Origin of the sequence: uncultured Nostoc sp., from assembly GCF_937863485.1 — a bacterium.
GTDB lineage: Bacteria > Cyanobacteriota > Cyanobacteriia > Cyanobacteriales > Nostocaceae > Nostoc.
This window is the reverse complement of the sequence record NZ_CALMFY010000043.1, coordinates 41,506-54,939: the sequence shown is the minus strand read 5'-3', so window position 1 is coordinate 54,939 and position 13,434 is coordinate 41,506. Positions and strand designations below refer to the sequence as shown.

General features: G+C 40.1%; 14 protein-coding genes. 9 read left to right on the top strand and 5 right to left on the bottom strand.

All coding sequences use genetic code 11. The features are described from left to right. Nucleotides 1-332: 332 nt before the first annotated feature. Nucleotides 333-953 (top strand): class I SAM-dependent methyltransferase, encoded by a 621-nt coding sequence (locus Q0541_RS05885; protein ID WP_298907142.1) that lies wholly within the window; start codon nucleotides 333-335, stop codon nucleotides 951-953. A 153-nt stretch (nucleotides 954-1,106) separates the two neighbouring features. Here Q0541_RS05885 and Q0541_RS05880 read toward each other — a convergent pair whose 3' ends face one another. After that, the gene (locus Q0541_RS05880; RefSeq protein WP_298906923.1) at nucleotides 1,107-1,634 is read right to left on the bottom strand and encodes a GNAT family N-acetyltransferase; all 528 of its coding nucleotides are present in this window, start codon (nucleotides 1,632-1,634) and stop codon (nucleotides 1,107-1,109) included. Between the two features lie 320 nt (nucleotides 1,635-1,954). On the opposite strand from Q0541_RS05880, the gene Q0541_RS05875 reads away from it, so the two are divergent. The 8 genes from Q0541_RS05875 (at nucleotide 1,955) to Q0541_RS05840 (ending at nucleotide 9,064) form a co-directional block, all read left to right on the top strand. After that, nucleotides 1,955-2,149 (top strand): hypothetical protein, encoded by a 195-nt coding sequence (locus Q0541_RS05875; RefSeq protein WP_298906921.1) that lies wholly within the window; start codon nucleotides 1,955-1,957, stop codon nucleotides 2,147-2,149. A gap of 684 nt (nucleotides 2,150-2,833) precedes the next feature. After that, nucleotides 2,834-3,163, top strand: a complete 330-nt coding sequence (locus Q0541_RS05870; RefSeq protein WP_298906918.1) for a hypothetical protein — start codon at nucleotides 2,834-2,836, stop codon at nucleotides 3,161-3,163. 72 nt (nucleotides 3,164-3,235) lie between these two features. Next, nucleotides 3,236-3,784, top strand: coding sequence for a GIY-YIG nuclease family protein (locus Q0541_RS05865; protein WP_298906915.1), 549 nt, complete (start codon nucleotides 3,236-3,238; stop codon nucleotides 3,782-3,784). 47 nt (nucleotides 3,785-3,831) lie between these two features. Beyond that, on the top strand, nucleotides 3,832-5,292 hold the full coding sequence (locus Q0541_RS05860) for a YARHG domain-containing protein (RefSeq protein ID WP_298906913.1): 1,461 nt from the start codon (nucleotides 3,832-3,834) through the stop codon (nucleotides 5,290-5,292). 641 nt (nucleotides 5,293-5,933) lie between these two features. Beyond that, on the top strand, nucleotides 5,934-6,293 hold the full coding sequence (locus Q0541_RS05855) for a Mo-dependent nitrogenase C-terminal domain-containing protein (RefSeq protein WP_298906911.1): 360 nt from the start codon (nucleotides 5,934-5,936) through the stop codon (nucleotides 6,291-6,293). A gap of 66 nt (nucleotides 6,294-6,359) precedes the next feature. Then, a complete protein-coding gene (locus Q0541_RS05850) occupies nucleotides 6,360-6,545 on the top strand; it encodes a cupin domain-containing protein (RefSeq protein ID WP_298906908.1) in 186 nt (61 codons plus the stop codon). A gap of 490 nt (nucleotides 6,546-7,035) precedes the next feature. Beyond that, on the top strand, nucleotides 7,036-7,782 hold the full coding sequence (locus tag Q0541_RS05845; RefSeq protein WP_298906900.1) for a creatininase family protein: 747 nt from the start codon (nucleotides 7,036-7,038) through the stop codon (nucleotides 7,780-7,782). A 244-nt stretch (nucleotides 7,783-8,026) separates the two neighbouring features. After that, entirely contained in the window at nucleotides 8,027-9,064 is a 1,038-nt protein-coding gene (locus tag Q0541_RS05840; RefSeq protein WP_298906897.1) for a PDDEXK nuclease domain-containing protein, read from the top strand. Between the two features lies 1 nt (nucleotide 9,065). Here the strand turns inward: Q0541_RS05840 and Q0541_RS05835 are convergent, their stop codons facing one another. From Q0541_RS05835 to Q0541_RS05820, 4 genes are all read right to left on the bottom strand, one after another. Further along, complete coding sequence (locus Q0541_RS05835) at nucleotides 9,066-9,569, bottom strand: Uma2 family endonuclease (protein WP_298906894.1); 504 nt, start codon at nucleotides 9,567-9,569, stop codon at nucleotides 9,066-9,068. 11 nt (nucleotides 9,570-9,580) lie between these two features. Next, entirely contained in the window at nucleotides 9,581-9,757 is a 177-nt protein-coding gene (locus tag Q0541_RS05830) for a hypothetical protein (RefSeq protein ID WP_298906893.1), read from the bottom strand. Nucleotides 9,758-10,162: 405 nt separating this feature from the next. Next, nucleotides 10,163-12,178, bottom strand: coding sequence for a CHAT domain-containing protein (locus Q0541_RS05825; RefSeq protein ID WP_298906891.1), 2,016 nt, complete (start codon nucleotides 12,176-12,178; stop codon nucleotides 10,163-10,165). 160 nt (nucleotides 12,179-12,338) lie between these two features. Then, the gene (locus Q0541_RS05820) at nucleotides 12,339-13,031 is read right to left on the bottom strand and encodes an ATP-binding protein (protein WP_298906889.1); all 693 of its coding nucleotides are present in this window, start codon (nucleotides 13,029-13,031) and stop codon (nucleotides 12,339-12,341) included. Between the last annotated feature and the right edge of the window lie 403 nt (nucleotides 13,032-13,434).

Sequence of the window (13,434 nt, the reverse complement as noted above, 5' to 3'; positions counted from 1 at the left end):
TCTAGACAGGCTTTGACGTTAAGGAACGTGGATTAAATAAAATGCAAAATCTTCATCCTCTATCTTGCTTCCCTCTCCTTTATAAGGAAAAGGATTGAGGGTGAGGTAAGTCAGGGACATAAATTGTATGTTATTTAATTCTTATTCCTAAGTTGACACCCATGACATCTGTACGCCCCTGGCAACGTATTTTTAACAGAATTTCGTGAAATGGTAATGTGCCAAAGGCTAGGCTAGATATTGCCGGACTGCAAAGCTATAACCAACTTCTTGGAGGCGCAGCTAAACTTACCCTAAAAAAGCACCAAGCTTCAGGGAAACTGCGAAAACTGATGACTGATGAGTTTTTTATTAACAAAAAGCTACTTTTTGACCTATGGGCATCAAGTTACGACTGGCTCTTTCCTTCAGTGTTTTATCGAGCCGTTCACAAACGGTTACTGGAGTATGTCGATTTACCAGAATCAGCAAATGTACTTGATATCGGCTGTGGTACTGGGCGCTTACTTGAGCGCCTTGCTACTCAGTTTCCCGACCTGCAAGCCACCGGATTGGATTTATCTGCTAATATGTTGCGGGTAGCAAGACAGAGCAACTGCCACCGTCCACGTTTAATTTATATTGAGGGGAAAGCTGAGTCTCTTCCCTTTGCTGATGGTCAATTTGATGCTATTTTCAGCACTATCAGCTTTTTGCACTATTTGGAACCTAAACAGGTGGTTAGTGAGATAGCACGAGTACTTTCTCCCGGTGGACGCTTCTACTTAGTTGACATTACCTCCAAAAAAGAGTCAGAACCTCAATTATTGCCAATCTCTCCCCGTGGAATTAGACTCTACAGCCCTAATCAACGTCAACTTCTTGGCTCCTCTGCTGGGTTATTGTGTTTGAATCACCACTATTTACTAGGGCCAGTCTTACTAACGATTTTTGCTAAACCTCCGTTGGATTGATGGATAACACCAATTTGAACAATGATTGCGACAGATGGAGCGCTCAAAGCGATTACCAGCAACTCTTTCACAATCCAAAATCCTCTCATCCAAAATCGGATAACTTTCTCCCGTTAAAAAGGCTTGCTCTAATTCCCTCCTTTTTAAGGAGGGTTAGGGAGGATCAAGCCTTAACTGATCTCGATATTCCATAAACACCACAGGAACTTTGAGCAGCTTTTTAGCTAATTGCGAAAATCTATATTTACCCTTGAGCGTAGACAAGCCTCTTATTCTGGGAAATTGTGGCAAGTCTTCAAAAGATATTGGTACAAAGTCAAAGCGACTGTAAAACTGCGCCAATCGTTCACCTAAACATTCAAGATAAAGTGGTTGTGTTGCTGTATTAATCAAATGCTGCGTTAGCAAAGTACCCAAACCACGACTTCTCCAAGCTGATGCAACGACTAAACTACCAAGTTCTTGTGCCCCTGAGAAATTACGAAGCTGTCCACAAGCTACCAGATTACGTAGGCTTTGCCCACCGTAAGCATCGCATTCAATTACCCAAAATTGCTGCCAATTTAATTGGGTTGGATCGAGTTTCGCTGAGAATACCAGCAATCGAATCGACCACTGATCCCCAGAGGTTGCCTTGCGAAGGACACATCCAGATGGTAACGATAGATTGCTCTGGTTCATTAATTACACTTTGCTAGTTTGTATCACAATCATCACACCATATTATCCACTCAGATCATTTGCCATTTCCTGCCAACTATCAATAAAGCAATTTCAAAACCATCTTGGACATCAAACCCGTTCCAAGTTCTCCCTTAACGACAGCAAGCGTTCTAAGGTTAACAAATTCTATATTTATGGATTTTGTCAGCAGACATAAGTAGTACTAAACAATACTTCCGATAGAGGTGAAATCAGCCATAACTAGATTCTAGATAGATGCACTCAAACCCCGAATTTTCTTAAGATAATCCCAAGAATAAATGATTAGGAATGTAATCATGGCTGAAGAACAAAAATCTAATAATCCAGAAACTACGCCTACTGCTTCTGGTGGTTACCAAACCACCGCTGACGAAAGTACTCGCAAAACTGGCGATGCTGAAAAGAGTGATGCTAAACCCTCTGCTACACCAGAAGCACCAGAAAACGATTCTGTAGCAGGTAGCCCTAATCAAGGAACTGAGTCACGTTAATTGGTTTGAACTTTGCCTAGTTTCAATAATCTAATTGAGTTTTTTCTAGTAATCCGGATTTAGTAAACTTTGAGTGGATAGTTGTGATTTACATCACGATTATCCACTTATTTTGTTGTGTAAGAATTGTTTTTAGGGAGGGTGGGGGCTAGTACCGCAAGGCGGAAGTCAAAAGTCAAAAATCAAAAGTCAAAAGTATTACGGAATGGGCTTTTTAAGGTTTTTAAATGGTTGCTCTATTTACGCCGTGTTGTACTAGTGTAGTGAGTGCGTAGGCGCAGCCCGCTGTAGGCATCGCTTTTGTCTTATGCCGTTTTAATAGTGCTAGATTATACTATCGTTTCTTTTATTTTACTCTATACTGAAAAAATATTCTATTTTTAGTTATAAAGTCAACATTAAAATTTATAAGTACAAGCTCTGAAGTTTGTCAGCACAGCGTTAAGGAGAAATCACCTATCCCTGAAAATCTGCTAAACTTCACGATTCTTAATCATGCCAGCTTCCTTCTGTGGCTGACAGAAGTTCCACAATCCAATAGGCTGATCTTAAAGCGGTGATTTTTCAGAAAGCTCATCTGCATAAAAAGGTAGGCTTCATTGTCTAGCACTTTTGGATAACCATGTGTAACATGTTGCCTATCCTCTATCATCGCTTAGTCGTTAATAACTACCTATACAGAAAATGCCCCTTAAAATCGTCCAAAACTTTGATGGCAGTTTCACTCTTGAAGCACAAGCTCAAGAAACTCTATTCAATTTATTGACAAGCGTTGCTTTCTTAAACCAAATTCGTCAACAGTTGCAGTGTGAACAAGTTAAATTTACAGAATTACTTTTCCAACCAGTTCCTTACAGCTTAACTACCACTAAAGGAATGCCAGCAGAATTTGAAAAGTATCATGAATCTGATGAGTATGCCATCATCAATGTACCACCAAATTTCATGTTTAGTGCTAAGATTTTTAAACCAAGTCGCCTTTGTGCAATTTACCAAAAATTGGGTAATGGGTAATTTTCAAGATAATTTTTCCCTAATTAGCAACTCTGAATTCTGAAGGCAAATAGTAAGTTTGATATTTGATGTATGGCTCTTGAAACGAATCTTTCTTCTTTGGCAACCCTGGAATACATTCCTTACATTGACGATCGCGGTCAATTACCCGAACAGTTTCAGAGTAAAATTGGGGTATATGCTATTTTTGACAAAGAAAAAGTACTCCAATTTGTAGGATACTCCCGTGATGTTTATCTCAGCCTCAAGCAGCATTTAGTCCGTCAGCCACAGCAATGCTATTGGGTAAAAATTCAAACTATTGAACGCCCTAGTCGCACAATTTTAGAAAATACTGAAAATGCTTGGATTGCTGAAAATGGTAGTGTGCCTTGGGGAAATGGGGATCACAAGGAAAAATGGACTCATCCTATTGATGTGAAAGTGATAATGACACCTGAAGAACAGGCAAAATATCAAAATCCAGCTAATGATGAATTAGCACAAATAAAAATTATTAAAAATGTGGCGCGGAGAGTAGAAGCAGAAATTTCAACGCAATTGCTAGAAGGGCGTGGTTTGCAAATGCAAATTCGCTTCAATCCTAAATTGAAAGAAGAAGGTTTACTAGATTTGAAATGATGTAGTTTTGGGGAAAACTATCTTAGAAATCTCGCTTGTAATCTTTCATGACAATACAGCTGCTGAACGATCGCTATCAAGTTATCCGTACACTGGGCGCTGGTGGGTTTGGTGAAACCTATTTAGCAGAAGATACCTATATGCCTTCAAAGCGCCGTTGTGTGGTTAAACAGCTAAGACCGATTCACAGCAATCCCCAAATTTACCAGATAGTGCAAGAGAGGTTTCAACGGGAAGCAGCTATTTTAGAAGAACTTGGTGGCGCAAATGACCAAATTCCGGCATTGTATGCTTACTTCTTCTCAAGCGGACAATTTTACTTAGTTCAAGAGTGGATTGAAGGCGATACCCTAACTGGAAAAGTCCAGAAGCAGGGGCTATTTAGTGAAGGCGCTGTCCAGGAATTGTTTATGAATTTATTACCCGTCCTGGATTACGTTCACTCTAAGCATATCGTTCACCGCGATATTAAACCGGATAACATCATTGTGCGTCATCGGGATGGTAAACCGGTGCTGATTGATTTTGGTGCTGTACGGGAATCAATGGGAACAGTGGTGAATTCTCAAGGTAATCCTACCAGTTCGATTGTGATTGGTACACCAGGCTATATGCCGAGTGAACAAGCCGCAGGTAGACCAGTTTTTTCTAGTGATTTATACAGTTTAGGAATGACGGTAATTTATTTGTTGACTGGTAGACAAGCCCAACAACTAGAAACGGATTCCCAGACAGGTGAAATTGTCTGGCGACAGTATGCCAGTCATCTTAGCCCAATCATTGCAGGAGTGATCGATAAAGCGATCGCTTATCATCCGCGCGATCGCTACCCCACAGCCAGAGCTATGCTGGATACTTTGCAGAGCATAGCAAATCCTATTCCACCGACGCAACCCCTCTTGACTCAACCGACTGTAGTCTCTGCACCGCCACCTCAGACAGTGCCTGTCAAACCACAGCCTAACCTTCAAGGTAATAGTCAGAATAATATCCTTATCGGCAGTTTAATCGCAGGTGGGTTAATTGGTGCATCTGTGATTATTAGCCAGGTATTAACAAAATCTTCTCAATCTACAGCAGACAAAACGGTGTTACCTTCACAAACACCGTCAACTGTCACAAGCCCCGTCATAGAAACTCCCAAATTGATCCCAACGACCCCATTTCCTACTCAATCTACACCTACCCCAACTACATCAATACCGCCAGTTGATACCAGGGCTGTCAACACTTATTTGTGGCTTTCCCAAAGACTTGTAACTGATGCAGATTTGGATGGTAAAAACGGTTTTGAACTAGATATTATGCGAAATTCGATTTTTGCCAGTCACGGTCGCCGTTTTGATACTCTTGAATTACAAGATTACTTTAATAACCAACCTTGGTATCGTCCTATATATTTACCAAAAGCATTTCCACTTAAATTGCTGTCAAAATTAGAGCAACAGAATGTAGAGTATATCAGCAAATATCAAGTTCGTTACGGCTTGAGATATTTTAAGAAATAAGATTTTCATAATTATACCATTTCAGGAAATACCTGATATATATCAGTAGCGGCATACTGCTGTACGCCCTGAGAACCGATGCATTTTTTGCAAATATTTTTGATAAATGCTATATTCTCTAAGTATATTTGCTTGGACTTATCAAAGAATTTCTTTGCTACTTATTAGATAATATATAGGTTAGCTAGTGTAACATATTGGACAGATTATTAAATATTTAATAGCCTAGAATCGCTAAATCTTAGAGGCTAATCCTAGTAAAGTCTATATGGAGTCAGAGATAAACTCTGTTCTTCTCCCCCAAAGTCCATCTTTAGATACTAGGCAGTTTCAGAACCAGGCATTTCTCTTTAAGATATAAAATTGCTATATCCAAGATAAGCAATCCATAAGTTAAAAAAATGCCATGTTTATATTTTCTTTGTTATTTTGTATTTAACGGGACAGTTCTTCCTGATTTGGTGGGTTTAAATAACAATTAGTTAAACGATTTCCCCCCAAAGATGCATGTAAATTCTTTGCATTGTGCTTACTTTACTTTCCAATTTACAAGCAGAATGCAAATTGACCAGACAGATTACATGGTAATATTCCCAATCGACAAATAGCTCATCTATACTAGGAAAACCTTGTCTACGACTATGCTTAAAACAAAAAATCGACGTATTTTTCTGCCTGCTTTTATTAACCCTTTAGAAGAAAAGGATCGAACAGTCCGTAAAAAGCAATTTGCTCTACCTAAATTAGATTTACTGCAACCATTACGTCAATCGCTGGACAAATTTGAGATTCATAATCGGAAATTAGCCAGATTTATTGCTAAACTGATTCCCGCCCAGTGTCCATTTGAGCGTGATATCATGCTTTTTGGTCGCACAATAGGCCACATTCCGCCAATGTGCAAACTCAATCCGCTTTATAACGAACTTGTCTACTTGCGTTTTCGGGCTTTGTGTTATCTAGTAGATCAGTGTGGAGAAGATATTCAATCCTACTGTTGATAACTAGAGAAAATACAATATGGAATTAAAATTGAGCATCAATTTACATAAGAACGCCTCAATGAATTGGGTGTTTCTAAATGGGAAATTTGGAAAAAGGAAGTTTCCAAATTCCCTTGGACTTATGATTCTCAAGAAACTTGCTACTTTTTGGAAGGTGATGTAGTTGTTACTCCTAATGGTGGACAACCAGTGGAAATGGGGAAAGGCGATTTGGTGATTTTTCCTCTTGGCATGTCCTGCATATGGTAAATTACAAGCAACGTGAAAAAACATTATTACTTTGATTAGTCAATAGACAAGAGTGATCCCCTTTATCTACTTGATGATCCCAAAGAGCAACGCTTCATAACATCTCATAACTCAATTTAGATTTTTACTATATGGAGGTTCGCAGCGAGTGTCGTAGGATAAAGTGGTAGAATCCGTAAATTGCTTATATCCATATCGCTTGAAACTCGTTGCGACTCCATCCCCTAAACAATATTCCTAGAAATAAATAGTCTCATTTCCTGCAAATTTGGCAGAAAGTTATTGCCAGGTTAGTGGTTGATAACTAAAAATGTGAAAACCATTGATCCCCGACAACTTTTACGAAGTCGGGGATCTGGTGATAGCGATCGCCACCACTCTTAATCTTGGCAGTTCATAATCGTATTAGTAGGAGTTTAATTACAGAAAATGCTGTGTAGCAAAAAAAGGTTTCGCTCCACCGCAATTTTATTGAGGAAAATCATTAAAAATGTTACTGCATTTAAGTACTTGGCAAGAAATCGAAGCTTATTTACAGCAGTCAAAGGGGATAATTTTCCCTATTGGTTCCACAGAACAACATGGGCCAACCGGGTTAATTGGGACTGATGCTATTTGTGCAGAAGCGATCGCAGCTGGTGTAGGTGATGCAACTAGCGCGATCGTTGGCCCGACAATCAATGTGGGGATGGCACTGCACCATACTTCCTTTCCTGGCACAATCAGCCTGCGCCCCAGCACTTTAATTCAAGTAGTGCGAGATTATGTAACTTGTTTAGCCAAAGCTGGTTTTACCAAGTTCTACTTTATCAACGGACATGGTGGTAACATCGCCACCCTGAAAGCGGCTTTCTCCGAAACTTACGCCCATTTAGAAGATTTACAGATTAACAATGCTCAACAGGTGCAATGTCAAGTGGCAAACTGGTTTATGTGCGGTTCTGTATATAAGCTAGCTAAAGAATTATATGGGGATCAAGAAGGTTCTCATGCAACGCCAAGTGAAGTAGCCCTTACCCAATACGTTTATCCAGAGGCGATTAAGCAAGCGCCCCTTTCACCCGAAGTTGCAAGCGGATACAGGATTTATAGCGCAGCTGACTTTCGAGTGCGTTACCCAGATGGACGCATGGGATCAAATCCGGCTTTAGCAACGCCTGAACACGGTAAACAACTTTATGACTTGGCGGTGAAAGAACTTAGCAATGGGTATTTGGAATTTGTGAACGCAGAATAAAAGTCATGCAAAGACATTGTAGAGATGCGAGTCAAATTGCGTCTCTGCATAAAAGAGCAATCCTGAATCAAATGTGCAGAAACATGATCCCCGACTTTTTTAAAAAAGTCGGGGATCAGCAATTTGGAATGATGAAAAATTGAAATAAGATTGCTAAATATCTTGAAAATAGTTATTTGAGAAGTCATAAAATGAGACAATAGATTATTTTTTAAGACTGAAAACTGCAACTGAGAAAAACATCGTGATTAACGGCTACGAAAATACTTTAACTGATTTAATCAAACTTCTCGAATCATCTCGTCGTGCAGCGGCTCGTTCAGTCAATGCAATCATGACAGCTACTTACTGGGAAATTGGACGACGGATTGTAGAACTTGAGCAGGGTGGAGAGAAGCGAGCCGAATATGGAGCAGCAGTCATAACAAGGCTTTCAGAAGATTTAACAGCCAGATATAGCAAAGGTTTTTCTGAGCGGAATTTAGAGTTAATGCGTCGTTTTTATCTCAAATGGCAAATTTCGCAAACACTGTCTGCGGAATCTAATTTATCTACTTTAGCTCAAGAATTTCCTTTGCCTTGGTCGCATTATGTTCGTCTTCTTTCAGTTCACGACTTAAAATCTAGAGAATTTTATGAAACGGAAGCACTACGGGGTGGTTGGAGCGAAAGACAACTAAAAAGACAGATAGAAAGTAAATTTTATGAACGAGTAGCTTTGTCACAAAATAAAACTGCGTTGCTGAAAAAAGGTGAAAAAAAGCAGGCAGAAGATATCCTAACCCCGGAACAAGAACTTAAAGATTCATTCGTATTAGAATTTTTAGGATTGAAGGATGAATATTCAGAAAGTGATTTAGAACAAGCATTAATCAATAAGCTAGAATACTTTCTATTAGAATTGGGCAGTGAATTTGCTTTTGTAGGTCGTCAGAAACGTTTGCGCGTTGGCGATGAATGCTACAGGATTGATTTATTATTTTTTCATCGGGTGTTGAAATGTCTGATAGTAATTGATTTGAAGCTGGGTAAACTTACACCTGCTGATACTGGACAAATGAATTTTTATGTGAACTATGCTAGAGAACATTGGACATACCCTGGAGAAAATCCTCCTGTTGGTTTGATATTGTGCAGTGAAAAAGATGAAGCTGTTGCACACTATGCATTAGACAACTTACCCAATATTTTAGCCAGAGAATATCAACTAAAATTACCTGATGAAGAAAAGCTGGCTGCACAGATAGAAGAAGCCAGGAAGTCTATAGAAGAAAAAATGTAGCTCAAGCCTCCTTTTGTTGAAACTGGCTCAAGAACCAAGCTCCAACTTGAGATTGATTGATTTCACGGCTACGGCGTAAAGCCTCCTCTAAAATAGCGATCCCAGGAAATACCTGTGATTCCTGAATACGTTTACTACCCTGCTCTGCCATAGCATAGGCAATGATTTGGGCATTTTGCACATCCACTACCCAGTATTCAGTAACACCCAACTCTTCATAGAGCGTAGACGCGTTGGCGAAGCCTCTCGTAGAGAAGCGGCTTGTCGTCAGACATCGCTTTGTACCCAAGTCATCCAGCAGAGATGTTTTCGCAATCTCAATCACCAAATCCGGTGCAGGATAGCGATCAAGGTTGACAATTCCTGTACCTGCTGGGATAGTTTGGGCGTGTTCTCTGATGTAATATGCTACATCGGGCTGACAGTCCTGAACACCAGTTTTACGAAAGGTGGTTGTGTCTAAACCTCTGGCTGGAATCCCTTTAAGTGCTGTAAATAGAGTCACTGCAAAAATAATTAAACATGGTCTTTACCATGATCAAAACTAACTGGCGCCATCTCCAGCCTCATGTGCCCCTTATAGTAGTAACTCTTTGCCTTCTCGTTGAGCAAGTTAGCGATCGCTTGCTCATACTCTTGCCAAGAAGCACAAATCCATGTATCTGTCGGTAACTGGGTCTGAGTTTCACTCATTGTCTAACCCTTGTGCCAGTAATCTATATCTCTTGTAACTTAAATTCTAAACTTCTAGCTCAACTCTTTAACCTCTGAAGCCAAATGTTCAAGTTCTGAAGGGGATGTTTGAGCTTCTGAAGTCCAAGTTTCGTGTTCAGAGGGTCAAACTTGCTGTAATGAGGGTGAAGCTTGGAGTTCAGAAGGGGAAGTTTCAGGCTTTTTGCTCGGATGTTCGAGTTCTAAGGTTGAAACTTCGAGTTCAGAAGGGGAAGTTTCAGGCTTTTTGCTCGAATGTTGAAGTTCTGAGGTCGAAACTTCGGGTTCTGAGGTGCAACTTTCGAGTTCTGAGCTTGAAACTTGAGGGTTTGAGGTTGGATGATGGAGATTGGAAGGCGATCGCCTCTTAGCAGAAAAGATATCAAGCTATTGTTTCTTCTTAAATTTTGGAGTCAGATGCTCTGGAATGTTCTCTAACTGAATTGCATTACAACCAAACTTATAAGCGGTTTCAATAGACCTTCCTGCCCCAAGAGCATCATAAAATCCCGTAGCAAACTTGATTGCGGCTGTATCTCCAACTGCGTCACCCATCCCAATTACATAGTCAATATGTTGAACAATTGCCTCTGCTTGCACTTCTGAATAGCAAGCATTGAGGAGAACGCATTCGACGTGTTCAGTACACAGTTCAAATAAATTTGCTAGAGCAGTTGTACTCACTAGCTTTGATTTTCCAGCTTCGTCTTCTATCACTAGCCCTTCATCCCCAGAGCCGTGTCCGCAGAAGTGGACAATTTGTGGTTCAGTATCTAATAAGGCTCGACGTAAATCACTAGTCCGAACAGCCCATCTCTGCTCTAGCTTAAATTGGTCACGCTTCTGAGATCGACGTAAACCCTCACTAATTTCTCGCATTTCCTCATCCAGGCGCAACGGGCTTGAATTTTTAGGATTTGCTGCCAGAATTAGTATTGTTTTCATGGAGTATGACTCTTTTTTGCTCACAATCTGAAGAATCTGCTCTGGTTGAGGTGGTTGCCTAGTTTTGCGCCGCGTAACGTTCTGGGCGTTTAGCAAAGTTCTTTTAAGCCAGGTCAGTTTAGGAAATTGTTCGGAAATGCGCTCAATCTCAATACACGCCTGAGATGTCCCAGTTTCCCTAAGTTGTGTTAAAACACTGTCTCTTAAGTTAGCAACGCTCTCTCTAGCGCCCATATTGTGAGCAAGAACATCATTACTGTAATCAGGATCTTCAGCATGAGGATACTGACAAACTAGCCAGATGTATAAATCCGCTAGCTGTTTTTCAGTCAGCTTCAAATGCAAACCATGCGAGTAGCGGTAAGTGACTGCTTCAAATACTTCTCGCCCAAAATCTGTATTTTGGTGGATAGCCGACCAAATAACCGCCCAGCTAATAGGCTCTGCACATTCGACTAATACCTTACCTGCAACTACAGCTTTCTGGTGTGCTTCTTCTTCTAAAGGTAGAGGAATAGAAACAAGGGATTTAGCAAACTCTCTAGCTCCAATCGATTCACGCTTTAAAAGTTCTTCAAGTAACTGCCCCATACACTGAGGTTTAATTGCTGTATCCCTAGCCTTTTCTAAAAGAACAGCTTTGAAAGGCTCATTCCAGCATTTCTTAAATTTATTAAGAATGAAGATAAAGCTATGTTCCTCATTCTCCTTATTAATAATGGACAGCAGTGTATTCAGGGTTTCAGAGGGGGCATTTATGTATGCCCGCTTAACTAATTCGGTGTAGTAATCTTCTCGTTGGGTGGTGTTGCTATGAGGAAAGGCAACAATAACAGATGCCCACCGTTGCCATATTTCAGATGATATAGTGTCTAAAAATTCTGGAGTTTCTTGTAAAAGCAATAGTAAAGCTTTACAGCCAGCTAATGCTGGACGATCATACGTATTTGTCCCTATCCAGTCATAAACTACTTGATTATATTCTTGAATATACTTTTTAGCGCCGTTGATAATTCTTTTACGAGTTTTTATATCAGCTTCTTGCCATCCAGGAAGTTTTGTTAAATCTGATTCAAGCTCTTGTTCATAATGTTGACTATCTGGCTTAAGCAGCATCTCCATATTTATTTGCCACCAAGCTAATAGATTTCCTGACTCTAGTTGCTCTATACATAGAATAACTCGTTCTTTAGGTGGTGGATCTAAAATAGGTTTTTGTCTACGATTCTGCTGTTCTTGCATCCTTTGATAGTTAGCCCTCAACTCCTTAGCCTGTGCTGACTCCAAATCAATTGTTGAAAAATAGAATGCAAATTCTTCACGTAAGATATTATTAGTCTGAGTAGCTTCAAGGATAGCATCTATCTGTTTTAAATCATTACGGTTAAATTTCCACTGAATTAGCGCTGCCCAAATTCGCTCTTGCTGAGAATCAATATTTTGAAGTTTTTCGAGCATCCAAAAAACATCTTCTGTTGAAAGGATATTTTCTGTTAATGAATCCAATAAAAAATATATATTTTCTCCTGATTGGGAAACTGTTATAACTGCCTGATCAACAAGCTTGCGCCGTTTTTCAAGATTATTAACAAGTGATAATTTAAATTGTGCTTGAATCTCATTGTCGAAAGTTATGATTTTCTGGTCTTCTCTCCACTTTCCTGTTAATTTCTTCTATAAATGCTTCAGGATTATCGATGCCTTCAATCTTTGCGGCTTTACTCACATCTACACGCCGAAGTGGGGCTAGTTCATAAATTCCTACACTATCTTTACCCCAAATTTGCTTCAGTCCTTCCTCTAGGACTGGTTGCCAAACAGCCGTTCGGCAGGCAATACGAAGATGTAAACGCTGGATATGATTCTGATAACGTTTGAACTCGTCAACTAGGAGCGTTGCTAATGTATCTATTCGTAGCAAGCATTCATCAATACTATCTAAAAAAATATGTAACTGATGAGTGCCTTCTGTCCATTGAGTAAATTCTGGGCTGTCAAATAATCTCCAAACCAGTCTGTCTTCACTTCCATAGGAACGGATATCTAACGAAAGTACCTGACCACCTTGTTTTTGAATTTCGCTAATAATTTCATTTTTCTCTGCCTCTATAGCATGGCTTTTACCAATTCCTGGCTCACCCAGGAGTGCTAAACATGGTAAGTCGGATATAGCCTCGAAGGTTACTAAATCTGGATTGTATATTTTGCCCCACTTCTCTTCTGGGTCGCATAGATAACCGCCATCAGCTAGATTAAGGCGACCTGACCGAGGACACCAGAACCGCTTCCATTTGTAATCTTGACTTGGCATTTTCACCGACAACAGGCTGAAAACATTTTTACTATGTTAACCTCACTAACCCTTAATAATGCCACTTCAGAGACGAGTTTTCGGGATAAATGCTTTTGCGTAGGCGTAGCCTGTCGTAGACATCGCTCTCAAAATTCCCATTTTTAACCTCTGAACTCGGAACTGGGACCTTTTTACTCGAACGTTGAGCCTCGGAACTCGGAACTGGGACCTTTTTACTCTAACGTTGAGCCTCTGAACTCGGAACTGGAACCTTTTTACTCGAACGTTGAGCCTCTGAACTCGGAACTGGGACCTTTTTGCTCGAACGTTGAGCGTCTGAACTAGAAACTTCAACCTTTTTACTCAAAAGTTGAGCTTATGAACTTGGAACTGGGAACTTATTGATCGAATGATGAGATTA

Bases quoted from the DNA above. Each gene is read 5' to 3' on its own strand.
- Q0541_RS05885 (WP_298907142.1), top strand. From the start codon at position 333: ATGACTGATGAGTTTTTTATTAACAAAAAGCTACTTTTTGACCTATGG.
- Q0541_RS05880 (WP_298906923.1), bottom strand. From the start codon at position 1,634: ATGAACCAGAGCAATCTATCGTTACCATCTGGATGTGTCCTTCGCAAG.
- Q0541_RS05875 (WP_298906921.1), top strand. From the start codon at position 1,955: ATGGCTGAAGAACAAAAATCTAATAATCCAGAAACTACGCCTACTGCT.
- Q0541_RS05870 (WP_298906918.1), top strand. From the start codon at position 2,834: ATGCCCCTTAAAATCGTCCAAAACTTTGATGGCAGTTTCACTCTTGAA.
- Q0541_RS05865 (WP_298906915.1), top strand. From the start codon at position 3,236: ATGGCTCTTGAAACGAATCTTTCTTCTTTGGCAACCCTGGAATACATT.
- Q0541_RS05860 (WP_298906913.1), top strand. From the start codon at position 3,832: ATGACAATACAGCTGCTGAACGATCGCTATCAAGTTATCCGTACACTG.
- Q0541_RS05855 (WP_298906911.1), top strand. From the start codon at position 5,934: ATGCTTAAAACAAAAAATCGACGTATTTTTCTGCCTGCTTTTATTAAC.
- Q0541_RS05845 (WP_298906900.1), top strand. From the start codon at position 7,036: ATGTTACTGCATTTAAGTACTTGGCAAGAAATCGAAGCTTATTTACAG.
- Q0541_RS05830 (WP_298906893.1), bottom strand. From the start codon at position 9,757: ATGAGTGAAACTCAGACCCAGTTACCGACAGATACATGGATTTGTGCT.
- Q0541_RS05825 (WP_298906891.1), bottom strand. From the start codon at position 12,178: ATGCTCGAAAAACTTCAAAATATTGATTCTCAGCAAGAGCGAATTTGG.
- Q0541_RS05820 (WP_298906889.1), bottom strand. From the start codon at position 13,031: ATGCCAAGTCAAGATTACAAATGGAAGCGGTTCTGGTGTCCTCGGTCA.